At 70.8% G+C, this 24,277-nt stretch carries 19 protein-coding genes; 15 read left to right on the top strand and 4 right to left on the bottom strand.

All coding sequences use genetic code 11. From position 1 onward, the window contains the following. Window positions 1-121: 121 nt before the first annotated feature. From ACZ7CH_RS32685 to ACZ7CH_RS32625, 13 genes are all read left to right on the top strand, one after another. Entirely contained in the window at window positions 122-970 is an 849-nt protein-coding gene (locus ACZ7CH_RS32685) for a helix-turn-helix domain-containing protein (protein WP_360390267.1), read from the top strand. Between the two features lie 24 nt (window positions 971-994). Next, a complete protein-coding gene (locus ACZ7CH_RS32680; protein ID WP_360390264.1) occupies window positions 995-1,186 on the top strand; it encodes a DUF397 domain-containing protein in 192 nt (63 codons plus the stop codon). Window positions 1,187-1,521: 335 nt separating this feature from the next. Further along, window positions 1,522-4,350, top strand: coding sequence for an AfsR/SARP family transcriptional regulator (locus tag ACZ7CH_RS32675; RefSeq protein ID WP_360390262.1), 2,829 nt, complete (start codon window positions 1,522-1,524; stop codon window positions 4,348-4,350). A gap of 82 nt (window positions 4,351-4,432) precedes the next feature. After that, complete coding sequence (locus ACZ7CH_RS32670) at window positions 4,433-4,588, top strand: hypothetical protein (protein WP_360390259.1); 156 nt, start codon at window positions 4,433-4,435, stop codon at window positions 4,586-4,588. Between the two features lie 11 nt (window positions 4,589-4,599). Continuing rightward, window positions 4,600-7,572, top strand: coding sequence for a helix-turn-helix transcriptional regulator (locus ACZ7CH_RS32665; protein ID WP_470375712.1), 2,973 nt, complete (start codon window positions 4,600-4,602; stop codon window positions 7,570-7,572). 195 nt (window positions 7,573-7,767) lie between these two features. Beyond that, entirely contained in the window at window positions 7,768-8,520 is a 753-nt protein-coding gene (locus ACZ7CH_RS32660) for an ABC transporter ATP-binding protein (protein ID WP_360390253.1), read from the top strand. 4 nt (window positions 8,521-8,524) lie between these two features. Continuing rightward, entirely contained in the window at window positions 8,525-11,041 is a 2,517-nt protein-coding gene (locus tag ACZ7CH_RS32655; RefSeq protein WP_470375711.1) for an ABC transporter permease, read from the top strand. A 490-nt stretch (window positions 11,042-11,531) separates the two neighbouring features. Continuing rightward, window positions 11,532-12,794 (top strand): ABC transporter substrate-binding protein, encoded by a 1,263-nt coding sequence (locus tag ACZ7CH_RS32650; RefSeq protein ID WP_470375710.1) that lies wholly within the window; start codon window positions 11,532-11,534, stop codon window positions 12,792-12,794. A 71-nt stretch (window positions 12,795-12,865) separates the two neighbouring features. Beyond that, window positions 12,866-13,771 carry a carbohydrate ABC transporter permease gene (locus tag ACZ7CH_RS32645; RefSeq protein WP_470375748.1) on the top strand — a complete coding sequence of 302 codons (906 nt, stop codon included), beginning with the start codon at window positions 12,866-12,868 and terminating at the stop codon, window positions 13,769-13,771. 7 nt (window positions 13,772-13,778) lie between these two features. Next, window positions 13,779-14,603: a carbohydrate ABC transporter permease gene (locus ACZ7CH_RS32640; protein WP_360390245.1), complete on the top strand. Its 825-nt coding sequence runs from the start codon at window positions 13,779-13,781 to the stop codon at window positions 14,601-14,603. A 4-nt stretch (window positions 14,604-14,607) separates the two neighbouring features. Then, the gene (locus tag ACZ7CH_RS32635; RefSeq protein WP_470375709.1) at window positions 14,608-16,029 is read left to right on the top strand and encodes a GH1 family beta-glucosidase; all 1,422 of its coding nucleotides are present in this window, start codon (window positions 14,608-14,610) and stop codon (window positions 16,027-16,029) included. A gap of 223 nt (window positions 16,030-16,252) precedes the next feature. Continuing rightward, window positions 16,253-16,783 carry a GNAT family N-acetyltransferase gene (locus ACZ7CH_RS32630; RefSeq protein WP_470370662.1) on the top strand — a complete coding sequence of 177 codons (531 nt, stop codon included), beginning with the start codon at window positions 16,253-16,255 and terminating at the stop codon, window positions 16,781-16,783. A gap of 79 nt (window positions 16,784-16,862) precedes the next feature. Next, the gene (locus ACZ7CH_RS32625; protein ID WP_360390236.1) at window positions 16,863-17,888 is read left to right on the top strand and encodes a LacI family DNA-binding transcriptional regulator; all 1,026 of its coding nucleotides are present in this window, start codon (window positions 16,863-16,865) and stop codon (window positions 17,886-17,888) included. A 43-nt stretch (window positions 17,889-17,931) separates the two neighbouring features. Here ACZ7CH_RS32625 and ACZ7CH_RS32620 read toward each other — a convergent pair whose 3' ends face one another. Further along, a complete protein-coding gene (locus ACZ7CH_RS32620) occupies window positions 17,932-18,315 on the bottom strand; it encodes a hypothetical protein (RefSeq protein WP_360390234.1) in 384 nt (127 codons plus the stop codon). A gap of 411 nt (window positions 18,316-18,726) precedes the next feature. On the opposite strand from ACZ7CH_RS32620, the gene ACZ7CH_RS32615 reads away from it, so the two are divergent. Together ACZ7CH_RS32615 and ACZ7CH_RS32610 are read left to right on the top strand one after the other, a co-directional pair. After that, window positions 18,727-19,239 carry a DM13 domain-containing protein gene (locus tag ACZ7CH_RS32615; protein WP_470375708.1) on the top strand — a complete coding sequence of 171 codons (513 nt, stop codon included), beginning with the start codon at window positions 18,727-18,729 and terminating at the stop codon, window positions 19,237-19,239. A 224-nt stretch (window positions 19,240-19,463) separates the two neighbouring features. After that, window positions 19,464-20,414 carry an AraC family transcriptional regulator gene (locus ACZ7CH_RS32610; protein ID WP_360390228.1) on the top strand — a complete coding sequence of 317 codons (951 nt, stop codon included), beginning with the start codon at window positions 19,464-19,466 and terminating at the stop codon, window positions 20,412-20,414. Between the two features lie 100 nt (window positions 20,415-20,514). Here ACZ7CH_RS32610 and ACZ7CH_RS32605 read toward each other — a convergent pair whose 3' ends face one another. From ACZ7CH_RS32605 to ACZ7CH_RS32595, 3 genes are read right to left on the bottom strand one after another with little or no spacing between them, the layout of a single operon-like run. Beyond that, window positions 20,515-22,497 carry a 3-hydroxyacyl-CoA dehydrogenase NAD-binding domain-containing protein gene (locus ACZ7CH_RS32605; protein ID WP_470375747.1) on the bottom strand — a complete coding sequence of 661 codons (1,983 nt, stop codon included), beginning with the start codon at window positions 22,495-22,497 and terminating at the stop codon, window positions 20,515-20,517. A gap of 49 nt (window positions 22,498-22,546) precedes the next feature. Further along, a complete protein-coding gene (locus tag ACZ7CH_RS32600) occupies window positions 22,547-23,749 on the bottom strand; it encodes an acetyl-CoA C-acetyltransferase (protein ID WP_360390226.1) in 1,203 nt (400 codons plus the stop codon). Window positions 23,750-23,805: 56 nt separating this feature from the next. Next, window positions 23,806-24,240, bottom strand: coding sequence for a GNAT family N-acetyltransferase (locus ACZ7CH_RS32595; protein WP_360390225.1), 435 nt, complete (start codon window positions 24,238-24,240; stop codon window positions 23,806-23,808). Between the last annotated feature and the right edge of the window lie 37 nt (window positions 24,241-24,277).

Raw genomic sequence — 24,277 nt, 5'->3', positions numbered from 1 at the left:
GCAACCCATGCAGCCTGGCCCGGCCCGGAGCCGAACTGCAAGTTGCAGTACACGAATGGATGACGTCCCTTTGCGGGCGTGTCCTTTGCTCTCAAACTTGGACGCGGACCAGGAGGTGTGGATGCCACGGGGTAGCAGCCCGACCCTGCGCAAACGCCGGCTCGTGAGCGAGCTGCGGCGGTTGCGCGAAGCGGCCGGGCTGACGATCGAGGAGGTCGGCGAGCGCCTCGAGTGCTCGGCTTCCAAGATCAGCCGCATCGAGACCGGGAGGGTGGGGGTGAGCCCGCGCGACGTGCGGGACATGCTCACCGCCTACGGTGCGGACGCCACCACCCTGGAAGAGCTGGTCCAGCTGGCCAGGGAAGCCCGCCGCAAGGCGTGGTGGGACGAGTTCGGCGACATCGTGCCCGGTCGCTACGTCGGGTACGAGGCCGACGCCGACTCCATCAGGACCTACCAGGGCCTGATGATCCCCGGCCTGCTGCAGTGCGAGGCGTACACGAGGTCGTTGATCTCCCAGGTGCTCCCAGAGGCGAGCACCGCGGAGATCGACCGGCGGGTCCGGTTGCGCAAGGCTCGGCAGGCACTGCTGAGCGAGGACGACCCGTTGCGCCTGCACGTCGTGATCGACGAGGCCGCCCTGCACAGGCTCGTCGGCGGCGCGAAGGTGATGCGCACGCAGATGGCGCGTCTGCTCGAAGTCGGTGCACTGCCGAACGTCACGATGCAGGTCGTGCCGTTCAGCGCCGGTGGTTACGCTGCGATGGACGGGCCGTTCGTCATCCTGAGCTTCCCCGAGCAGCTGGACCCCGACGTGGTGTACATCGAGAGCACGAGAAGCGGCGTCTACCTGGAGCAGTCCGGTGACGTCAATTGGTACGCCGAGGTGTTCGAGCGTCTGGTGCGGACCGCCCTCAAGCCGGCGGACTCCGCGACCCTGATCACGGAAGTCGCTCGCGCTCTCGGCTGATCGCAGACCGGGAGTGAACAGACAGTGGAAAGCCTGCGTTGGCGCAAGAGCAGCCGATCGTCCGCCAGTGGACCCGACTGCGTGGAGATCGCGCTCGTCCCGGCCGGCGCGGCCGTGCGTGACAGCAAGAACGCGGACGGGGCCCAGCTCCGGTTCGGGTCCGCCGGGTGGGAGGGCTTCCTCTCCGCCGCCAGGACCGGCACGTTCGCCAGCTGATCGACGACAAGCCGCGAAGAACCGCGAAGCCCCGGCTGGATCGCCCAGCCGGGGCTTCGTCGTGTGCGGAAAGGGGGACGTGGGCCGGCCGGCGTTCCGCCGCCGCGGGCTGGATGCCCCTTGCACGCCGGCCGGCCCACGTCGATCATGGGGAGCAGCGGGTGTTCCGCTGTCCGGTCCAACCCCGTCGACTGCTCGACCCCCGGGTTTCCGTTGATCTCGCCGTCTGTGGTTGGTTGGACACGCTAAGCGTAAGAATGCCTTCTACAGCACGACTGGAGCCCGACTGAAGTGGTCCTCAAGCTCCAGCTGGCCACCAGGCGAAGGACAGATCGGTGACACTGCGCGAGGAACCCCTGCGGTTCGAGGTTCTCGGCCTTCTCCGGGTCGTTCGCGCAGGTCATGAGGTCGATCTCGGTGCGGCCAAGCAGCGCGCCGTGCTCGCCGTGCTGCTGCTGTCGCGCAACACCCCGGTGAGCCGGGGCACGATCATCGAGGCCGTCTGGGGCGACAACGTGCCCTCCAGCGCGGTCAACCTGGTGCAGACCTACGTCGCCGGACTGCGCCGCGCACTGGAGCCGGCCCGCGCGCGCCGGGCCCCCGCGGAGCTGCTGACGTCCGTCGGCGACGGTTACCTGCTGCGGGTCGAGACGGGCGCGCTGGACCTCGACGTGTTCGAACGCCAGGTCTCGCTCGCGCACCGCATGCGCGCGGCGGGGGACCTCGCCGGAGCCGCGGTGGAGCTGGACGACGCGCTGGCGTTGTTCCGCGCCGAGCCACTGGGCGGGGTGTCCGGTCTCTTCGCCGACGTCGAACGCGGCCGGCTCGTGGAACGCAGGCTGGCCGTGGTCGAGGAACGCGCCGAGCTCGGTCTCGCGATCGGCCAGGGCCCCGAGCTCGTCTCGCAGCTCACCTCCCTCGTCGCCGAGCACCCGTTGCGCGAACGCGGGCACGGGCTGCTGATGCGCGCCCTGGTCCAGGCCGGCCGGCAGGCGGAGGCGCTGGCCGCCTACCGCGAGGCCCGCCGGGTGCTGATCGACGAGCTGGGCGTGGAACCGGGGCCGGAGCTGCGCCGCGTGCACCAGGCCGTGCTGGCGGGCGACAGCCCCGAACCGGAACGCGCGCCGGTCCGCCTCCCGGCGCAGCCGGCCCCCGAGCCCGTCGTGACCGTTCCCGCGCAGCTGCCGCGCGCACCCGTCGCGTTGATCGGGCGGGACGCGGAGCTGGCGCGGATGGACTCGTTGCTGAGCGCGCACGACGGTCCCGTGCTGCTGGTGACCGGTCCGGCCGGCGTGGGCAAGACGGCGCTGGCGCTGCACTGGGCGCACCGGGTGCGCGAGGAGTTCCCGGACGGCCAGCTCTACGTCGACGTCCACGGCTACGACCCGAACCGGGAACCGCTGGAGATCGGCGAGGTGCTGAACCGGTTCCTGCGCGCCCTCGGCGTTCCCGCCGGCGACACCCCGGTCTCGGTCGACGAGCGGTCGGCGTTGCTGCGCACGCTCCTGGCCGACCGCCGGATGCTGGTGATGCTCGACAACGTCCGCGGCTCCGGTGACCTGCTGCCGCTGCTGCCGGGCGCGCCGTCGTGCGTGGTCGTCACCTCGCGCCGGCGCCTGGTCGGCCTGGTGGCGCAGGTCGAGGCGGAGCTGGTCGAGCTGGACATGCTCACCGCGGACGCCGCCGTCGACGTGCTGGGCCGCGTCGCGGGCCGCGGTGCCGCCGAAGCCGCCGCCCTGCGGTCGCTGGCCGAGCTGTGCGACGGTCTGCCGCTGGCGTTGCGGATCGCCGCCGCCCGGCTGGCGGTGTCCCCGAAGCTGCGCGTCGCCGAGCTCGTCGAGGAACTGCAGGACGAACACGGGCGGTTGGCCGCTCTCGGGCTGGAGGACGGCGAAGGTCCCGTGCGCGCCGCGCTGGACGCATCACGCCGTGCGCTGCCAGCGGTTCCCGCTCGCCTGTTGCCCGTCATCGGCCTGCACCCCGGCGCCGATCTGACCCCGCACGTCGTCGCGGCGATGGGGGAGGTCTCCCTGCTGGAGGCCCAGCGCGCGCTGGACGCACTGGCCGCCGCGAACCTGCTGTCCGTCTCCGAACCGGGCCGCCTCGTCGCCCACGACATGGTCCGCGTCTACGCGAAGACCCTGGCGGGCGAGCTCTCCGAACCGGAGCGCCGGGCCGCCACCGGCCGCATGCTGGACTACTACCTGCACTGCGCGGACCTCGCCGACGGCCTGCTGCCCATCAACCGCGGCAGCGTCCTGGTGGCCCCGGAGCACCGCCCGGCCGCCGTGCCGTCCCTGACCGGCCCCTCCGACGCGATGGCCTGGTTCGACTCCGAACGCGCCAACCTCATCGCCGCCACCGAGCACGCCGCGTCCTCCGGCTGGCACGTCCACGCCTGGCAGCTGCCGTACACGCTGTCCCGCTACCTCTGGCTCCGCACCGAACGCGAGACGTCGTTGCGCATCACCCAGGCCGCGCTGGCCGCCGCGAACGCCCTCGGCGACGACGAGGCGCGGTTCGTGATGCAGTTCAACCTCGGCGTGGCGCTGTTGCAGGTGGAGCGCAAGGAGGAGGCGCTGACCGCCCACCGCGGCGCCCTGGAGGTGGCCCGCGGCAAGGCCGACGTCCACCAGCAGGCCCGCGCCCTCACCACCGTCGCCGGCACCCTCATGGACCTGGGCCGCACGGAGGAGGCGGAAGCGCACTACCGCGAGGCGATGGAGGTCTCGCGCATCGCGGGCTCCCGGTGGGCGGAGGCCAACGCCCACCACCACCTCGGCCTGCTCTACCTCGCCAACGACCGCTACGACGACGCGATGCCGTGGCTGCGCGTGGCCCTGCGGATGTACCACGAGGTCGGTGAGCAGTGCGGGGAAGCCGCCTGCCACGTCGACCTCTCCACCGCGCTCCTGGAGACCGGTGACACCGAGGGCGCCCTGTCGTCGGCCCGCACCGCGCTGGCCGTCGCGTGCGACGCGGTGTCGCCCTACCACCAGGCCCTGGCCCACGACCGGCTCGCCGCGGTGTTCGACCGGCTCGGGGCCGCGGGTGCGGCGGCGCACTGGCAGCGGGCGCTGGCGCTGTTCACGGAGCTGGGGGCACCGGAGGCGGACGGCATCCGGGCGAGGCTGGCACGGGCGCGCGCGGTGACCGCGGTGTAGCAGGCGGGGTAAGGCTTCTCGCTGCCGATCGCACCCGTTCTGCCAATGTCCCCGGCCCACCCTCAGCACCACCCTCAGGTCCATGACCGAGTGGACCCTCGAAGCCGTCAACGCCGAGATCGCCTACCGCCGCGCGAACGCCCGCTGCACCTGGCAGCGGTCCAACGGCGGCCCGCGCCGCTGGTTCCACCGGGTGATCCACCGCACCTCCCGGAAACACGGCGGCACCAGCCCGTGAGGTGTGCGAGCATGCCTCCCGTGGCACGTCTGGGTTCCGGAATTCCCCTGGTCGCCCGCGACCGCGAGCTGGCCAGGTTGCGCGCCGCCCTCACCGGCGCCGGCAACGGCACCGCCGCCGCGGTGCTGCTCGCCGGTGACGCCGGCGTCGGCAAGACCCGGTTGGTCGACGAGCTGGCCGCCGCGGCCGACGACACGCTCGTCCTCTTGGGACGCTGCCTCGACGCCGGTGAGACCGGGCTGCCCTACCTCCCATTCGCCGAGGCCCTCGGCCAGCTCAAGACCGGGACCGCGCACCGCCCGGCGCTCGCGATGCTCCTGCCGCAGCTGGCACTTCCGGCCGAACGCGAGCCCGGCACCGAGGCGATGCTGGCGCCCAGCCTGATCCCCGGCCGCCGGCCCGTGCAGGACGTCGGCCAGCTCCAGCTCTTCGACGCGGTGCTCGGCCTGCTGACCGAGCTGTCGGAGCGGCAGCGGGTGCTGCTCGTCGTCGAGGACCTGCACTGGGCCGACGCGTCCACCCGCTACCTGCTGTCGTTCCTGTTGTCCCGCTTGAGGTCCCAGCGCCTGCTGGTGGTCGGCACCTACCGCAGCGACGACCTGCACCGCAGCCACCCGCTGCGACCCCTGCTGTCGGAGCTGGTGCGGCTGCCCGCCGTCGAACGGCTGGACCTCGCGCCGTTCAACGCCGCCGACGCGCGCAGGTTCGTGGACGCGTTGAGCGACGACCTGCCCGCCGACGTCGTGCAGCAGGTCGCGGAACGCTCGGAGGGCAACGCGTTCTTCGCCGAGGAGCTCATCGCGGTGGCGGCGTGCGACGACCGCTCGCTGCCGAGCGCGCTGGCGGACGTGCTGCTGAGCCGGGTCGAGCGGCTGAGCCCGGAGGCGCAGCACGTCGTGCGGGTGGCGTCGGTGCGGGGCCGCCGGGTGCGGCACGAGCGGCTCAGGGAGGTCGCCGGGATGAGCGACCTCGCGCTCGACACCGCGCTGCGCGAGCTCGTCCAGCACCACCTGCTGGTCGTGGACGACAACGAGGTCTACACCTTCCGGCACGCGTTGCTCAGGGAGGCCGTCTACGGCGACCTCCTCCCCGGCGAACGGGTCCGGCTGCACGCGGCGTACGCGCACCACCTCGCGCGGCACCTCGACGAGCGGGGCGCCGCGGCCGCGCTGGCGCACCACGCGTTCCAGAGCCACGACCACGGACAGGCGCTCACGGCGTTCATCAAGGCCGCCAAGGAGGCCGAACGCGCCGGCGCGCCCGCGGAGTCGTTGCAGCACCTGGAGATGGCGCTCAACCTGTGGAACGCGGTGCCCGCGGCGGACCGTCCGTCCGATGTGGACGAAGCGGTGCTGCTGCGGCGGGCGTCCTGGGTGGCGGGCACGGCCGGGCAGCCGGAGCGGGCGGTGGCGTTCGGGCGCAGCGCGACGAAGGCGCTCGCCGGGCAGTCGCCGGAGGAGCAGGCCGAGGTGCTGCTGCGGCTCGCCCAGGCGTTGTCGATCCTGGACGGCAACGACCAGGAGCACCACGAGGTCATGATGGCGGCGTGGAACCTGGTCCGCGACCGGGACGCGAGCCCGACGCGGGCCCGCGTGCTCGCCGGAAAGGCCTCCCTGCTGCGGCAGGAACGGCGCGGGGAGGAGGCGCGCGAGGCGGCGGAGCTGGCCATCGCCGACGGGCAGGCGGCGAACGCGCCGGGAGCCGTGGCGGACGCCCTCGGCACGCTCGGCATCCTCGACGACTACGCGAACCGGCCGGAGGACGCGTGGCGGAACTTCGAGCGCGCGATCGAGTGCGCCAGGGAGGTCGGCGCGGTCAACACCGAGCTGCGCGCCCGGTACTACCACGGCCTGATGCACTACGACCGCGGTGACCTCACCGCCGCCGCCCGCGTCTACAACGAGGCGGGCGAGCGGGCCCAGGAGACCGGGCTGACCTGGAGCATGTTCGGCCTGGAGATCCGCATCCAGCAGGTGCTCGTGCACTACTACCTGGGCGACTGGGACTACGCGGACTGGGCCAGCGAACCGCCGGGCATGTCCGTGTCCTCGACGGTGCTGGCCAGGTTGCGCGCCGCGAACACCCACCTCACCATCGGCCGCGGGCAGCTCGCCGAGGCCGAGCGGGTGATCACGAAGCTGCGCAGCGACTGGCACCGCGACATCCAGATCGCCCTGATCACCGGCGGCACCGGCGGTGAGCTCGCGCTGTGGCGGGGACGGCCGGAGCTGGCCGTCGAACGGGTCACCGACGTGCTGGAGTGGACCCGCAAGCTCGGCGGGCCGTGGATGCTGGCCGACATCCGGATCGGCGCGATCGGCGTCGCCGCCCACGCCGACATCGCCGCGAAGGCCCGCCGCAAGCGGGACCGGCAGGCGGAGGAACAGGCCCTCGCCGAGGGCCGCAGGCTGGCCGAGCACGTCCGGTTGACCGCGCGCAACGGCGTCCCGCGCTCCGGTGCGCTCGGACCGGAGGGCCGCGCCTGGCTGGCCCGCTCGCAGGCGGAGGAGTCCCGGCTGTCCGGCCCCGGCGACCCCGCGCTGTGGCGGGCCGCGGTCGACGGGTTCGGCTACGGCCTGGTGTTCGAGCAGGCGCTGTGCCGGTGGCGGCTCGCCGAGGCGCTGCTGGGCGCCGACCGCAGGGAGGCCGCGGCCGAGGAGCTGCGCCGGGCCGACGAGACCGCGGCGAAGCTCGGTGCGAAAGCGCTCGCGGACGCCGTGGCCGGTGTCGCCAAACGGGCCCGCATCACGCTGAGGGCCGACGCGCCGGTGCGCGAGCAGGTCGACCTGTTCACGCCGAGGGAACGCGCGGTGCTGGAGCTGGTGGCCTCCGGGCGGACGAACCGCGAGGTCGGCGAGGAGCTCTACATCAGCGAGAAGACCGTGTCCGTGCACCTCTCGCGCATCATGGCGAAGCTGGGCGCCTCCCGGCGCGCGGAGGCCGTGGCGATCGCCTACGACCGCGCCCTGCTGGCACCGCCCTGACCCCTTGCTTCCCGCCGCAGATGCCATCGGCGAACGGAGGGGCGGGCGGGTACGACCGGAGGCTGCTCGAATCGCCGTGGGTTGTCATCCCACAGGCTGATGCGGAACGCGTCGGCGAGATGATGTCCGCGCACGAGCCACCGAAATAGCTTCTTCCTCGTCAAGGACAGACCCCCTGCGAGGAAGGCACGAGACATGTCTGCACTGGTGTCCGAGGTCGGCACCCGGACCGCCGCGGCGGCCCACAACCTGGTGAAGGTCTACGGCAAGGGTGACACCGCCGTGCGGGCGCTCGACGGGATCGACGTCGCGTTCCAGGCCGGGCGGTTCACCGCCATCATGGGCCCGTCCGGCTCCGGCAAGTCGACGCTGATGCACTGCCTCGCCGGACTGGACACGGTGGACAGCGGCGCGATCCACATCGGACAGACCGAGATCACGAAGCTGAACGACAAGGACCTCACCAAGCTGCGCCGCGACCGCGTCGGGTTCGTCTTCCAGGCGTTCAACCTGCTGCCGACGCTCACCGCCGAGCAGAACATCCTGCTGGGCCTCGAACTGGCCGGCCGCAAGCCCGACCAGGAGTGGTTCGACACCATCGTCACCGTCCTGGGCCTGCGCGACCGCCTCACCCACCGCCCGACCGAGCTGTCCGGTGGCCAGCAGCAGCGCGTGGCCTGCGCCCGTGCCCTGGTCGCCCGCCCCGAGGTCATCTTCGCCGACGAACCGACCGGCAACCTGGACTCCCGCAGCGGTGCCGAGGTGCTCGACTTCCTGCGCATGTCGGTGCGCAAGCTGGGCCAGACCGTGATCATGGTGACGCACGACCCGGTGGCCGCCAGCTACGCCGACCGCGTGGTCCTGCTCGCCGACGGCCGCCTCGCCGGTGAGATCCACCAGCCCACCACCGAGTCCGTCGTCAACGCCCTCACGCACCTGGGGGCGTGAAGCGATGCTGAAGACGATCCTCGCGGGCCTGCGCGCCCGCACGGCGCGGCTGGTGCTGTCCAGCATCGCCATCGCGCTCGGCGTCGCGTTCGTGACGGGCACCCTCGTGCTCGGCGACGCCGTCGAGGAGCAGACCAGGGACAACTTCGCCCGCAGCGCCCGCAACGTGGACGCGGCGGTGCACCTGTCGGAGAACAGCCCCGACCGGGACAACGGCATCCCCGTCGACTTCCTGCAGAAGATCCGCGCCGCCAGCGGTGTGGCCGGCGCCGACTCCCGCGAGTTCGGCAGCGCCGCGCTGCTCGGCGGTGACGGCAAGGCCCGCAACGCACTGGTGCAGCCGCTGCCCACCACGGAGGCGCTGCGCGACTTCAACCTCAGGGACGGCCGGTTCCCGGCCAAGGCCGACGAGGCCGCCGTCGACACCAAGACCGCGCAGATCGCGAAGCTCAAGGTCGGTGACCAGGTCAAGCTGCTCGACGAGGACAACGCCGAGCACGCGTTCACCGTCGTCGGCACCTACCAGCAGGGCGCCGGCAGCCTCTCGATGTCCGGCAGCGACCACGTCGTGGTGTCGCCGGAGGGCCTGCGCACGGTCATCCCGAAGCAGCGCGTGTACGAGATCGTCGCCGTGGCGAAGGACGGCGTGTCGCAGCAGCAGCTCGTCGACACCATCAAGGGCGTCGTCGGCGCGAGCTACCAGGTGCAGACCGGTGAGCAGCTGACCCAGGAGACGCTCAAGCAGGTCGGTGACGCCGCCGCGGAGATCAAGACGTTCCTGCTCGCGTTCGCCGCGATCTCGCTCGTCGTCGCGGGCATGGTCATCTACAACACCTTCACGATCCTGGTCGCCCAGCGCACCAAGGAGCTCGCGCTGCTGCGCTGCGTCGGTGCCGAACGCGGCCAGGTGTTCCGCAGCGTGCTCGCCGAAGCGGTCTTCATGGGCCTCGCGGCGTCCGTGCTCGGCATCCTCGGTGGTCTCGGCGTCTCGGCCGGCCTGCAGGCACTGGTGGGCACGGTCGGCGGCCCGAGCGGGGACGACGTAGCGATCCGCCTGCCGATCTCGTGGGTGACCATCGCCGCCGGCTTCGGTGTCGGCGTGGTCGTGACCGTGCTGTCGGCCGTGCTGCCGGCCCGCCGCGCCACGAAGGTCGCCCCGGTGGCCGCGCTGCGCTCGCAGCCCGACAGCCACGACGACGTCGCCCGCACCGGCAAGGTCCGCATCGTCCTCGCCGCGTTGATCGCGCTGGCCGGTGGCGTCGCCGTCTACTTCGGTCTCCGGCAGGAGGAGGAAGAGCTGGCGATGTTCATCACCGGCGGTGCCACGATGGTGCTGCTGCTCGCGGTCCTGCTCCTCGGCCCGCTCTACGTCGGCCCGGTCAACCGCCTGTTCGGCAAGGTGCTGCGCGGTGTCCCGGCCAAGCTGGCCTCGGCCAACGCCGGCCGCAACCCGAAGCGCACGGCCGCGACCACGGCGGCGCTGATGATCGGCGTGACCATCGTCGCGATGGTGACCGTGGTGGCCGGCAGCGGCCGCGAGACGATGAGCAAGAAGGTCGACGAGCGGTTCCCGTCCGACTACGAGGTCAGCTCCAGCGTCTACAGCCAGCCGCTGACCTCCAAGTTCGCCGACGAGCTCGCGAAGGTCCGCACCGTCGCCCAGGTCGCGCCGCAGCTCACCGCGTCCACCGAGTCGCCGCAGCTGCCCTACGCCTACGTCACCGGCTACCCGGCGGACGCGATCGGCTCGCTGGTGCGGGCGGAGACGACCACCGGGCCGCTGACCCCGCTGAAGGACGGCGAGATCGCGATGCGCGAGAAGGAGGCCAAGGAAGCGGGCCTCTCGATCGGGTCGTCGCTGAAGCTCGGCGGCAAGGACTTCACGGTCGTCTCGCTGCTCAAGGACAACAGCTACGGCACCGGCATCGTCACGCTGCCCTCGGCCACGGCCCTGCTCCCCGAGGCCCCGAAGGGCTACGAGAAGCTGCTGGTCAAGCTCGCTCCCGGCACCGACGTCGCGACCGCGCGGGCCGACCTGGAACGCGTCATCGCCACCTCGCCGGTCGCGGTGCTGAACTCGGCGGCGGAGACGAAGGCCGAGCTCAACGGCCAGATCGACCAGATCCTGCTCTTCATCTGGGCGCTCGTCGGCCTGGCGCTGGTCATCGCGCTGTTCGGCATCGCGAACACGCTGACGCTCTCGGTGCTGGAGCGGACCCGCGAGTCGGCGCTGCTGCGGGCGCTGGGCCTCACCAGGGGCCAGCTGCGGCAGATGCTGGTGGTCGAGTCGATCCTGATGGCGCTGATCGGCGCGGTCGTGGGCGTCGTGCTCGGCGCCGGGTTCGGGTGGCTGCTGGTCCAGGCGATCTCCAACTCGGAGCTGCAGATCAGCTTCTCCGTCCCGTACGGCCAGATCGGCATCATGCTCGGCCTCGCCGTGGTCGCCGCGGTCGTCGCGGCCGCCCTCCCGGCCCGCCGGGCGGCGAAGAACTCCGTGGTGGCGGGCATGGCGGAGGCGTAGGACGTCCGTTCCGGCCGGGTGAGTTCGGGGACCCGCCGGAACGGACCGGGTGGTGCGGAACAGGGGCCGCACGACCGGGGATCGGCAGAGGTCCGGTGCACTCGGGGCACCGGACCTCCGCTGTGTCGAGTGCACGCGGGGAGCTTTCGTACTCTCCTGGTGCACGGAAGGGCCCCGCGTGCCCACCCAGCAGGGGGGACGGGCGGGAGTGGAAAAAATCTTGGGAGCGCGCGTCATGTTTTGGGCGCGACGCCCTCTACCTGGGGTGAGAGGGACGACCGGAGCGAGGGCCCGGTCGTCCCTCTCTCCGTTCCGGCGCTTCCGCGCCACCCGGTTGAGACGCCGCGGGAGTTCGTCCCAGGTTTTTGTTGCTCCTGTCCACAAAGTTACGGAACGATGTCGACCGCTTGACACCGGCGCGTCTCCAGTTGAGTGTGAGAGCGCTCTCACCGAGGTTCACATGCGCCAACGGCGCCGTCGAGGAGGACGGATGAACAGAAGGCTGGTCGGCAGCGCTGCTGCGACCCTCGTGATGGTTCTGGTCGCGGGATGCGGCGGGAGTTCCGAGGCTGACGGCAAGGTCGAGCTGTCACTCGGCCTGTTCTCCGACTTCGGTTACGACAAGCTGATCGAGGAGTACATGGCCTCGCACCAGAACGTCAAGATCGAGCAGCGCAAGGTCAAGATGGAGCAGCACAACACGCAGCTCGCCACGCAGCTGGCGGGTGGTCGCGGTGCCGCCGACATCGTCGCGCTGGAGGAGGGCGTGATCTCGCAGTTCCGCGCCTCCAAGGACAAGTTCGTGAACCTCGCCGAGTACGGCGCCAAGGACCTGAAGTCGCAGTGGGCCGACTGGAAGTGGAACCAGGGCACCGCCGACAACGGTGAGTTCGTCCTGGGCCTCGGCACCGACATGGGCAGCCTGGGCCTGTGCTACCGCAGCGACCTGTTCGCCGCGGCCGGCCTGCCGACCGACCGCGCCGAGGTCGCGAAGCTGTGGCCGACCTGGGCGGACTACGCCAAGGTCGCGGACCAGTTCACGGCCAAGACGCCGAACGTGAAGTTCGTCGACACCGGTCGCAACGTCTACAAGGCCATCCTCGACCAGACCGAGGAGGGCTACTTCGCGAAGGACGACTCCTACATCGCGGAGAAGAACGACAAGGTCAAGACCGCGTTCGACACCGCGGCCGCGCTCGGCACCAAGCAGCAGACCGGTGCGCTGGAGCCGTTCAGCCAGGAGTGGAACGTCGCGCTGAAGCAGGGCTCGTTCGCCACCACCACCTGCCCCGCCTGGGCGCTCGCGCTCATCAAGGCCGGTGCCGGTGACGGTGCGGCCGGCAAGTGGGACGTCACGACGGCGCCCGGCGGTGGCGGCAACTGGGGCGGGTCGTTCCTCGCGATCCCGAAGCAGGGCAAGCACCCGAAGGAGGCCTACGAGCTGGCCAAGTGGCTGACCGCGCCCGAGCAGCAGAAGCGGATCTTCAAGGAGACCGGCAACCTGCCCAGCCAGCCGAAGGTCTACCAGGACGCCGAGGTCCAGGCCACGGTCAACGAGTACTTCAACTTCGCGCCGGTGGGCCAGATCTTCGCCACCTCCGCCGAGTCGCTCAAGCCCACCTACCGCGGCACGAAGGACTCGAAGGTCGGCCCCGTGTTCGGCACCGCGCTCACGCGCGTCGAGCAGGGCAAGCAGTCCGGAGCAGACGCCTGGACGCAGGCGTTGAAGGAAGCACAGGACCTCGTCAAGTGACGTTGACGCGTCCGGAGACCGAGGCGGCCAGGGCCGCCTCGGTTCCTCCGTCCTCGAACGAGCCCCGGCGGCTGGGGCTGAGCCGCTGGGACGCCAGGTACACGCCCTACCTGATCATCGCGCCGTTCTTCCTGGTCTTCGCGGTCTTCGGGCTCTACCCGCTGCTGTACACGGCGTGGGTGTCGCTGCACGACTGGCAGCTGATCGACGGTGACCAGGGGTTCGTCGGCCTGGAGAACTACAGCCGGCTGTTCGGCGACCCGAACTTCTGGAACGCGCTGTTCAACACGATCAGCCTGTTCGTGCTCTCCACCGTCCCGCAGCTCCTCGCCGCGCTCGGCCTGGCCGCGCTGCTCGACCGGGGGCTGCGCGGCAGGGCGTTCTGGCGCGCGGGCGTGCTGCTGCCGAACGTCATCTCGGTCGCCGCGGTCGCGCTGGTGTTCGCGCAGTTCTACGGCCGCGACTTCGGCATCGTGAACTACCTGCTGAGCCTGGTGGGCATCGACCCGGTCGACTGGCGCGCCGAGACGTGGGCCTCGCACCTCGCCGTGTCGTCGATGGTGATGTGGCGCTGGACCGGCTACAACGCGCTGCTGTACTTGGCGGCCATGCAGTCGGTGCCGAGGGACATGTACGAGTCGGCCACCCTGGACGGTGCCTCGCGCTGGCGGATGTTCTGGTCGATCACCGTGCCGTCGATCCGCCCGACGATCCTCTTCACCGTCGTCACCTCGACGATCGGCGGTCTGCAGCTGTTCGCCGAACCCGCGCTGTTCGACCCCGGTTTCGCGGCCAACAACTCGACCGGCGGCAGCGACCGGCAGTTCCAGACGCTCGTGCTCTACATGTACGAGAAGGGCTTCCGGCTGTTCGACGCGGGCTACGCGGCCACCGTGGCGTGGATGCTCTTCCTCGTCGTGCTGGTGGTCGCGGTCATCAACTTCACGCTGACGCGGCGCATCGCGTCGAAGGGGTGATCGGCCGATGACTCGCACGAAGGCCGGACCGCTGCTCTACGGGTTCCTGGTCGCGGTGCTCGCCGCCTCGGTGTTCCCGCTGTACTACTCGTTCATCGTGGCGTCGAAGGACAACTCGGTGCTCGGCGAGAAGCTGCCGCCGCTGGTCCCCGGCGGCAACCTCGTCGAGAACGTCACCCGCGTCTTCGACACGGTCGACTTCTGGCTCGCCATGCAGAACTCGTTCATCGTCGCCTCGACCGTGGCCATCTCGAACGTCGTGCTGGGCACGCTCGCGGGCTTCGCGTTCGCCCGGCTGCGGTTCAAGGGCCGCGACTCGCTGTTCCTGGTCGTGCTCGGCACCGCGATGGTGCCGACGCAGCTGGGCGTGATCCCGCTGTACATGCTGATGTCGGACCTGGACTGGTACGGCACGCTGCAGGCGGTCATCGTCCCGGTGCTGATCGGCTCGTTCGCGGTGTTCTGGATGCGCCAGGCGTGCGAGGAGACCGTGCCGCACGAGCTGATCGAGGCCGCGCGGGTGGACGGCTGCTCGGTGCTGCGGACGTTCTGGCACGTCGGGTTCCCCGCCGTCCGGCCGCAGGCGGCGGTGCTCGGCATGTTCACGTTCATGACGTCGTGGAACGACTTCTTCTGGCCGCTGATCGTGCTGGACCCCAACGACAGCCCGACCGTCCAGGTCGCGCTGTCGACCCTGGCCAGCGGCTACTACACCGACTACTCGCTGATGCTGGCCGGCGCGTCGCTCGCCGTACTGCCGGTCATCGCGATCTTCGTCCTGCTCTCCCGCCAGATCGTCGGAGGAATCATGCAGGGTGCTGTGAAGGGGTGAGTGAATGACGACCGACTCGGACGTCGAGGTCGAGCGGGAGGTGCTGAGCTTCCCGCCGGACTTCCTGTGGGGAGCGGCGACCGCGGCGTTCCAGATCGAAGGATCGACCACAGCGGACGGTCGGGGGCCTTCGATCTGGGACACCTTCGCGGCCACGCCGGGCAAGGTGCTGAACGGCGACGGCGGCGACCCGGCCTGCGACCACTACCGCAGGTACGCCTCCGACGTGGACCTGATGGTCTCGCTCGGGCTGGCCGCATACCGGTTCTCCATCGCCTGGCCGCGCGTGCAGCCCAGCGGCAGCGGCGCGGTCGAGGAGCGCGGGCTCGCGTTCTACGACCGGCTGGTGGACACGTTGCTGGACAAGGGCATCCAGCCGCTGGCCACGCTGTACCACTGGGACCTGCCCCAGGTGCTGGAGGACTTCGGCGGCTGGCGCAACCGGGACACGGCCTACCGCTTCGCGGAGTACGCGGCCGTCGTGCACGAACGGCTCGGCGACCGGGTGGAGGCCTGGACGACGCTGAACGAGCCGTGGGTGTCGGCGTTCCTGGGCTACGGCAACGGCATCCACGCCCCCGGCGTGGCCGACCCGGTGGCCTCTCTGGAGGCGGCCCACCACCTGCTGCTCGCCCACGGCCTCGCCACGCAGGCGCTGCGCGCCCAGGCCCCGGCCTCACACCGGCTGTCGCTCGTGCTGAACTTCAGCACGATCTGGGCGGACGACTCCTCGGAGGCGTCGCTGGAGGCGGTGCGCAAGGTCGACGGGCTGCAGAACCGCATCCTGCTCGACCCGGTGCTCGGCCGCGGCTACCCGCTGGACGTCCTGCAGGACACCGCCTGGCTGGGCGACTGGACGAACGTGGTGCGCGACGGCGACATGGAGACCATCGCGACCCCGGTCGACTGGATCGGCGTCAACTACTACAACCCGACCCGCGTGGCACCGGCCGAGGAGGACTTCGTGCCCGAGGGCCCGCACGCAGGCCTGCGCGGGGTGGCGCTGCAACCGCCGCGCGGTGAGCTCACCGGCTTCGGCTGGGAGCAGAACGCCGACGCGTTCACCGAGCTGCTGGTGCGGCTGTCGAAGCACGTCGACGGCATCCCGCTGGTGGTCACCGAGAACGGCTCCGCGTTCCCGGACGAGGTCGACGAGCTCGGTCGCGTCGTGGACGTGCAGCGCACGAGGTACCTGGTGGACCACGTGCGCGCGGTGCACCGGGCCATCTCCGAAGGCGCGGACGTCCGCGGGTACCTGGCGTGGTCGCTGCTCGACAACTTCGAGTGGGCGGCCGGGTACTCGCAGCGGTTCGGCATCGTGCACGTCGACTTCGAGACGCAGCAGCGCACGGTCAAGGAGAGCGCGGCGACGTTCTCCCGGATCATCGGGAACAACGGCCTGCCGGCGCACGGCTACGCGGTCTGACCGCTCGGCCGGACCGGGGACTCTGGCGCTCTCACCCGCGGACACGCCCGTCCGCAGGTGAGAGCGCTCTCTCGTTTTTCCGGCCGCTCGGCGTCACTGGCCAGGACGGCGGAGTTCGCCGGGGACGCGCGACAATTCCCCCCATTTCGCGACCCCGGGCTTTTCTGGATCGTTTTACCGCGGTGTCGCGTTCCCGCAACAGCACCCGGCGATCCTGGTTCGCATGATGCGAGGAGTGCTCACCGAGGACTTGGTGCTGCGTCCGGGCACGGCCGCGGACACCGACGCCGTCGCCGAGCTGCACGGCAGATGTTCGATGGGGACGTTGTTCAACCGCTACCACTCCGGGATGAGCACCGTGCCGCGGCGCTGGCTGCACCGCCTGCTCAGCCCCTCGCGCGGGACCACGACCGTGGTGCAGAACGGTGACCGGCTGATCGCGCTGGGGCAGCTCATCCGCACCGGGCTGCCGGGCTGCGCGGAGGTGTCGTTGCTGGTGGAGGACGCGTGGCAACGCCGTGGCGTCGGTGCGGCGCTGCTGTCCGCACTGGCTTCCGAGGCGGAGCTGTTCGGCTGTCGGGAGCTCGTGGCGTGGTGCCTGCCTTCGTCGACCGCTCTGGTGCGGACGGCCGTTTCCGCCGGTTTGCCCGTTGCGACCCGCCGGGAGGACGGACTGGTCCGGGTCTCCATCGCGCCACGGGGAAGCACGCCCGATCCGCCGAAAGTGGCCGCTATTGGGGAAAAAACGCGCTGAAAAACGCGGAAACCCTCCTCCGAGATCGCTTGCGGCTAAGCTGACCAGCGACTCAAAGGCTTTTCATCGAGGAGTGGTGGTGCTCGTGTCCAACCACGCGCGACCGACGCTGGAGGACGTGGCCGCGAGGGCAGGGGTCTCCCGCGCCACGGCGTCACGGGTGCTGAACGCGTCGCCGAGGGTGAGCCCCGAGGCACTGGAGGCCGTGAACGCCGCCGTGCACGCGCTGGGCTACCAACCCAACCGCGCGGCCAGGGCACTGGTCACCCGCCGCACCGGCGCCGTCGCCGTCGTGTTCTCCGAGCCCGAACCCAAGATCTTCGACGACCCGCACTTCGCGCGCCTCATCCGCGCGGGCGCCCGCGCGCTGGCCGACGTCGACGTGCAGATGGTCCTCATGCTCGTCCACTCGCTCGACGACCAGGCCCGCGCCCACCGCTTCCTCGCGGGCGGCCACGTCGACGGCGCGCTGGTGTTCGCCCCGCACCGCAACGACGAGCTGGTCTCGATCGTGAAGAAGCTACCGCTGCCGGTGGTCTACGCCGGCAAGCCCTGGGGCTCCCTGCGCGGCATGCACCTCGTCGACAACGACAACGAGGGCGGCGCCGTCCTCGCGACCGAGCACCTCAAGTCGCTGGGCCGCCGCAAGATCGTGCACGTCTCCGGCCCGCTCGACGAGCTGTCGGCGATCGACCGGCTGAACGGCTTCAAGTCCGCGCTCAAGCTGGACGACAAGGCCGCGGCCCGCCTCACCGAGGACGGCGGCTTCACCCGCGAGGGCGGCCGGAAGGCCATGTCGGCGCTGCTGGCGAAGGTGCCCGCGCTCGACGCCGTGTTCGTCGCGTCGGACCTGATGGCCGCCGGTGCGCTGGAGACGTTGAACGAGGCCGGGAAGCGGGTGCCGGAGGACGTCGCCGTGGTCGGGTTCGACGACCACATCGCGATCGCCGAGCACACCGTGCCGCCGCTGACCTCGGTGCGCCAGGACTCGGACTCGCAGGTGAAGCACATGGTCGCGCACCTGATGAAGCTGCTGCGCGACGAGACGGTGAAGCGCAAGCAGGAGATGCTGCCGACGGCGCTGGTGCGGCGCGAGTCCGCCTGACCAGCAGGGGAGTGCGCGCCCCGGCTGAGCGGGGCGCGCGGACTCACCCCGGGTTCTTGCAGGTGGGCGGAGGCAACGGGTTCAGCGGGCTGCACGGCCACCCCGACGGCGTCGCCGTGGTCGTCGTGGTCGTGCTCACCGGTGGCGGCGGTGCCGGGTTGGTGACGGCCGGCGGCGGGGTGGTCTTCCTGGGCGTCTGCTGCGTGCTCGACGTGGAGCTCGGAGGACTCGGCGGAGCGCTGCTCGACGGCGTGGTGGTCTCGGTGCTGCTCAGTGACGTGCTCGGGGTGGTGGTGATCCAGCTGGAACCGGGTGTTCCGGCCGACGGGGCCTCTTCCGAGACACCGTGGATGGCCATACCCACCAACACACCGAGCAACGCGGAGCCGAGCACAGCGGAGCCGCCAGCGGCCCACAGTGCGCGCACGGCAGTCCTCCTCAATTGCTCACGGATGGAAGTCAGGTGGTCACGCTCACGGCAGGCTACCGGTAGTAAGGGCGCAGGAGAACGCTCACCTGACTGCCTTATCGGCGCCCTGACGCCCCTGGTTGAGTGGCCGCCGTCAGCGGACCGCAGTCCGGGCGAGCACCGGACCGGCCCCCGCAAGCCCTGCCACCAGCACGGTTCCGGTCAGGCGCCACGCCGGAGCATCACCCGAGCAGGTGAACACCTCGGCGAACTGCTCCATCGAGTGACGCGGACCTGAACGCGCGCACAGGGGGAGGCCAGCGTCGACCGTGCCGCCTTAACAACTCAGTAAGGTCTTACCGGTCCGATTTGCGCCAGTATTTCGGTATGCGCCATCGTCGATTCCTGATCCCCGTCGCACTCGTCCTCGTGGTCGCGCTCGGGGTCGGCCTGTACCTGTTCCAGCCGTGGCGCCTGCTGACGACCCGCGAAACGAACGAGGCGCTCCTCGTTCCCGCGGGACCCACCTCGTCCGCGCCGATGACGACGTCCGGGACGAGTGCGGAAGCCACTCCCGTCGCACCCCCGCCGGTCGAAACGCCGCGAGAGGTCGCCACCGGCGCATGGCGGTCGCTCGAACACGCCACCACCGGCCGGGCCAGCCTCGTCGAACTGCCTGGTGGCGGGCACTCCGTGCAGTTCGCGGCGCTCGCCACCAGCGACGGCCCCGACCTGTACGTCTACCTCTCGCCGCACGCGTCCACCGCGGCGGAGAAGACCTTCGGACAGGGATTCACCAGTCTCGGCAAGCTGAAGGGAAATCGTGGCGACCAGGTGTACGAAATTCCGGCCGGAGTCGACGTCTCCACCATTCGGAGTGTCGTGATCTGGTGCAAGCGCTTCTCCGCGGGCTTTGCCGTAGCACCGTTGGAACAGGCCTGAAACACCCGCTCCCGCCTGCTCTGTTCGCACTATTGACTTTTGTGGTCTAGACCACATAGCGTCATTGTGAGATCACGACATCGTCCCTTGCCGGTGGGTGGGCGGTCAGCCCCATCGGTGAGGAGCACGGCTCACCGGGTGGGCCTTCTCCGGCGGTGGCACGACCCCGGCTCTCCCCGGGGTCGCGCCACCGCCGGTGGCCCGCAGGCGTTTTACTGTGGCTCGTGCACACCCGGACCGTGGCGATCCACTACGTGCGAGCGGCCCTGCGCGCCTGCCCGCGCGCGGACGAGGTGCTCGCCGGTGCCGGGGTCCCCGCCTCGCTGCTCGCCGACGACCGGGCGCGCGTCACGCCGGCCCAGTACACGCGGCTGGTCCAGACGCTGTGGGAGGTCCTCGACGACGAGTTCATGGGCTTCGGCCCACGACCGTCCAAACGCGGCACCTTCGCCATGATGTGCCTGCTGGCCGTGCACTGCCCCGACCTCGAGTCGGCGCTGCGCAGGGGGCTCGCGTTCTACTCGCTCTTCGACGAGCCGCTGGACCTCGCCCTCACCGGCGGCACCTTCCGGCTGCACGTCCCCGGCGACCCCGACCACTTCCTCACCGAGTCGCTGCTCGTGCTGTGGCACCGGTTCTCGTCGTGGCTGATCGGGCGGCGCATCCCGTTGCGGCAGGCCACCTTCGCCTACCCCGAGCCCGCGCACGCCGGGGAGTACCACCTGATCTTCAGCTGCCCGATGGCGTTCGGCGCACCGGACACGACGATCAGCTTCGACCCCCGGTTCCTGCGGATGCCGGTGGTGCAGGACGAGGCGGCGCTCAAGCGGTTCCTGCGGCACTCGCCGGCGGAGCTGTTGTCGCGCAGGGACTACGGCGCCGACACGGCCGGACACGTGCGCAGGCTGCTCGGCAGCGGGGTCACGGGCCTGGAGGCGGTCGCGGCACGGCTCGGCATCTCCGCGCCGACGCTGCGGCGCAGGCTGGCCGCGGAGGGCACGTCGTTCCGCGAGGTGCGCGAACAGCTGCTGCGCGACCAGGCCGTGGCGTCGCTCGTGCGCGGCGGTGAGTCGGTGGAGGAGCTGGCGCTGCGCCTCGGGTTCTCCGAGGCGAGCGCCTTCCACCGGGCCTTCAAGCGGTGGACCGGGTCCTCACCCGGCTCCTACCGCGCCTGAGCCCCTGGTGCCAGAAATCTCGTCCGCCCCTCGTTGCAGACGCCAGCAGAGCCAGGGGCGGGAACTTGGGGCGTCACAGGCACGACATCTGGCAACCTGCTCAGAACCTGTCGCGCTCCCGCAGCGAAGCCGGGGGACGGAACCGTTCGCCGTAGGTGTCCGCGAGGTAGTCCGCCCGCTCCACGAACGCCTGCACGCCGAACGAGTTGATGAACTGCAGCGTGCCACCGCTCCACGGCGCGAACCCGAACCCGAAGATCGAGCCGATGTTCGCGTCCGCCACGGAGGTCAGCACGCCCTCGTCGAGGCACCGCACGGTCTCCAGCGCCTGCACGAACAGCAGCCGGTCGCGCACGTCCTGCTCGGACACGCCCGCGTCGGCCTTCGCGTACCGGGTGGTGAGCTCTGGCCAGAGGAACTTCTTCGAGCCGTCGGACGGGTACTCGTAGAAGCCCGCGCCACCGGACTTGCCGGTGCGCCCCAGCGAGACCATCTCGCGGATCAGGTCGTACGCCGGGCTGTCCGACACCAGCGACGGGTCGTCGGCGAGCGTCTGGTCGTGGATCTTCAGCTGCAACGACAGCGTCACCTCGTCCGACACCGCGAGCGGGCCGACCGCCATGCCGGACTTCTTGGCGACGTTCTCGATCAGCGCCGGCGCCACGCCCTCGGCCAGCATCGTGATCGCCTCGATCACGTACGTGCCGAACGTCCGCGAGGTGTAGAAGCCGCGCGAGTCGTTGACCACGATCGGCGTCTTCCCGATCTGCCGCACGTAGTCCAGGGCGCGCTGCAACGTCTCCTCGGACGTCTTCTCGCCGCGGATGATCTCCACGAGCCGCATCTTCGGCACCGGCGAGAAGAAGTGCAGGCCGATGAACCGCTCCGGCGCGGACACCGACGACGCGAGACCGGTGATCGGCAGCGTCGAGGTGTTGGACGCGATCACCGCGTCGGGCAACGCCTTCGCCTCGGCGGCGGGCAGCACCGCGTTCTTCAGCTCGCGGTTCTCGAAGACGGCCTCGATGACGAGGTCGCAGCCCGCGAGGTCGTCGTCGGAGTCGGTCGGCGTGATGCCCGCCAGGCCCTGAGCGCCCTTCTGAGCGCCTTCGAGGCTGACGTCCTTCAGCACCACCTCGATGCCCGCCTTCGCGGACACCTCGGCGATCCCGGCGCCCATCATGCCCGCGCCCAGCACGCCGAGCTTGGCGACGCGCTTGCCCGTGGCGGACGCGCGGCCGTTGACCTCGTTGAGGTTGAACCAGAACGCCGTGATCATGTTCTTCGAGACCTGGCCGGAGGCCAGCTCCACGAAGTAGCGGCCCTCGATCTTCAACGCGGTGTCGAAGTCGACGTACGCGCCCTCGACCGCCGTCGCCATGATCTTCTCCGGCGCCGGGTAGACGCCGTGCGACTTCTTGCGCAGCACGGCGGGTGCGGCACCGAGCAGGCCGTAGCTGTTCGGGTCGCCGAACTTCAGGTCCGGCACACCCGCGCCCTGCACGTCCCACGGCTGCACGGGCGTCGGGTTCGCCTTGATCCACGCACGGGCCTCGGAGACCAGCTCCTCGCGCGTGTCCACGAGCTGGTGCACGATCCCGGCCTGCAGCGCCCGCTCCGGCCGCAGCTGCTTGCCCTCCATGAGCAACGGCAACGCCTTCTGCACGCCCAGCAGCCGCACCATGCGCGTCACGCCACCGCCGCCGGGCAGCAGGCCCAGCGTCGCCTCCGGCAACCCGACGCGGATGCCGTTGTCGTTCAGCAAGATCCGGCGGTGCGCGGCCAGCGCGATCTCGAACCCGCCGCCGAGCGCGGTGCCGTTGATCGCGGCCACGACCGGTTTGCCGAGCTTCTCCAGCCTGCGCAGCTGCGCCTTGAGCTCCTCGACGCCCTCCAGCGCCTGGGAGGCGTTCTCCGGGGTGATCGCGATGAGCACGTTCAGGTCGCCGCCGGCGAAGAAGGTCTTCTTGGCGGACGTGATGACCACACCGGTGATGTCGTCACCTTCGAGCTTCGCGACGGCGTCACCCATCAGCTCGCGGTACTCGTCGTTCATCACGTTGGCGGAGCCGGACATGTCCATCGTCAGGGTGACGATGCCGTCGGAGTCCTTGTCGTAGTGGAAAGGCACCTCAGATCCTCTCGATGATCGTCGCGATGCCCATGCCGCCGCCCACGCACAGCGTGGCCAGGCCGCGGCGCAGGTCCCGGCGCTCCAGCTCGTCCAGCAGCGTGCCGAGGATCATGCAGCCGGTCGCGCCCAGCGGGTGGCCCAGCGCGATGGCGCCGCCGTTGACGTTGACCCTGTCCTCCGGGACGTCCATGTCCCGCAGGAACTTCAGCACGACCGACGAGAACGCCTCGTTGACCTCGAACAGGTCGATGTCCTCGACCGAGAGCCCCGCCCTGTCCAGCGCCTTGCGCGCCGAGGGGGCCGGACCGGTCAGCATGATCGTCGGCTCGGTGCCCACGACCGCGACGGACACGATCTTCGCGCGCGGGGTGAGGCCCAGCGCCCGGCCGGCCGCCGCGGAGCCGATCAGCATGGCCGCGGCGCCGTCGACGATCTGCGACGAGTTGCCCGGCGTGTGCACGTGGCTGATGCGCTCGACGGTGGGGTAGCGGTCGATCGCGACGGTGTCGTAGCCGAGGTCGCCGTGGAACTGGAAGCTGGGCTTCAGCCTGCCGAGGGACTCCACGGTGGACTCGGGGCGGATCGTCTCGTCCTCCTTGAGCACCACCGTGCCGTTCTGGTCGACGACCGGGACGACGGACCGCTCGAAGAAGCCGTTCTTCTGCGCCTCGAACGCCTTCGCGTGCGACCGGGCGGCCCACGCGTCGACGTCGGTGCGGGAGAAGCCCTCCAGGGTCGCGATCAGGTCGGCCGACACGCCCTGCGGCACGAACGACAGGTCGAAGTTCGTGGCCGGGTCGATCGCCCACGCGCCACCGTCGGAGCCCATCGGCACGCGCGACATCGACTCGACGCCACCGGCCACCACCAGGTCCTCGAACCCGGACGCGACCTTGGCCGCCGCGAGGTTCACCGACTCCAGGCCGGAGGCGCAGAACCGGTTGAGCTGCACACCGGCGGGACGCTGGTCCCACCCGGCGGCCAGCACCGCCGCGCGGGCGATGTCACCGCCCTGCTCGCCGATCGGGGACACCACGCCGAACACGACGTCGTCCACCGAGGAGGTGTCCAGGGAGTTGCGCTCGGACAGCGCGCGCAGGACACCGGCGGCCAGCTCGACGGGCCGCACGCTGTGCAACGACCCGCGCTTGCCCTTGCCGCGCGGCGTGCGCACCGCGTCGAAGATCAAGGCTTCGCTCATGGCACCCACGCTAAGCCCGGCTCCTGGCGCTGGCCATGACCGTGGAGGGTGACCGATTAGCTCAGGAGGAGCTCCATGTGCTCGGGTTCGTCGCAGTCGATGAACCCGAGCCTCCCGTAAAGCCTGCGTGCGGGCAGGTTGTCCTCGTACACGCGCAGCCGCACGACCTTCCAGCCCTCGTCCGCAGCCCACGCCAGCACGCCGTCCACCAGCGCCTCCCCGACGCCGCGGCCGCGGTGGGAGCCCCTGACCCACATCGAGCAGAGGTGCAGGCCGGTGGGCTTCGGCGTGGCACCGACCAGCCCGACCGGCTCCGGGGCGAACGCGATGAGCCTCAGCCCCCGCTCGACGGCCTCCCGCCAGTCGTCCTCGGTGAACGCCTGCTCGTGAGCCAGCGCCGACCCGAAGCCGCCGGGGTCGGTGGCCAGCGCCTCCAGCCGCACGTCACGCCACACCCGCCAGTCGTCCTGGCTGACCCGGTGAATCCGCACACCGGGCAGTCTGACCGACCGAGGTGGTTTTTTCGCT

The organism is Lentzea sp. NPDC037011 (assembly GCF_055607425.1).
Note: the sequence above shows the minus strand (reverse complement) of the source record. Positions and strands in the feature narration are given on the sequence as shown.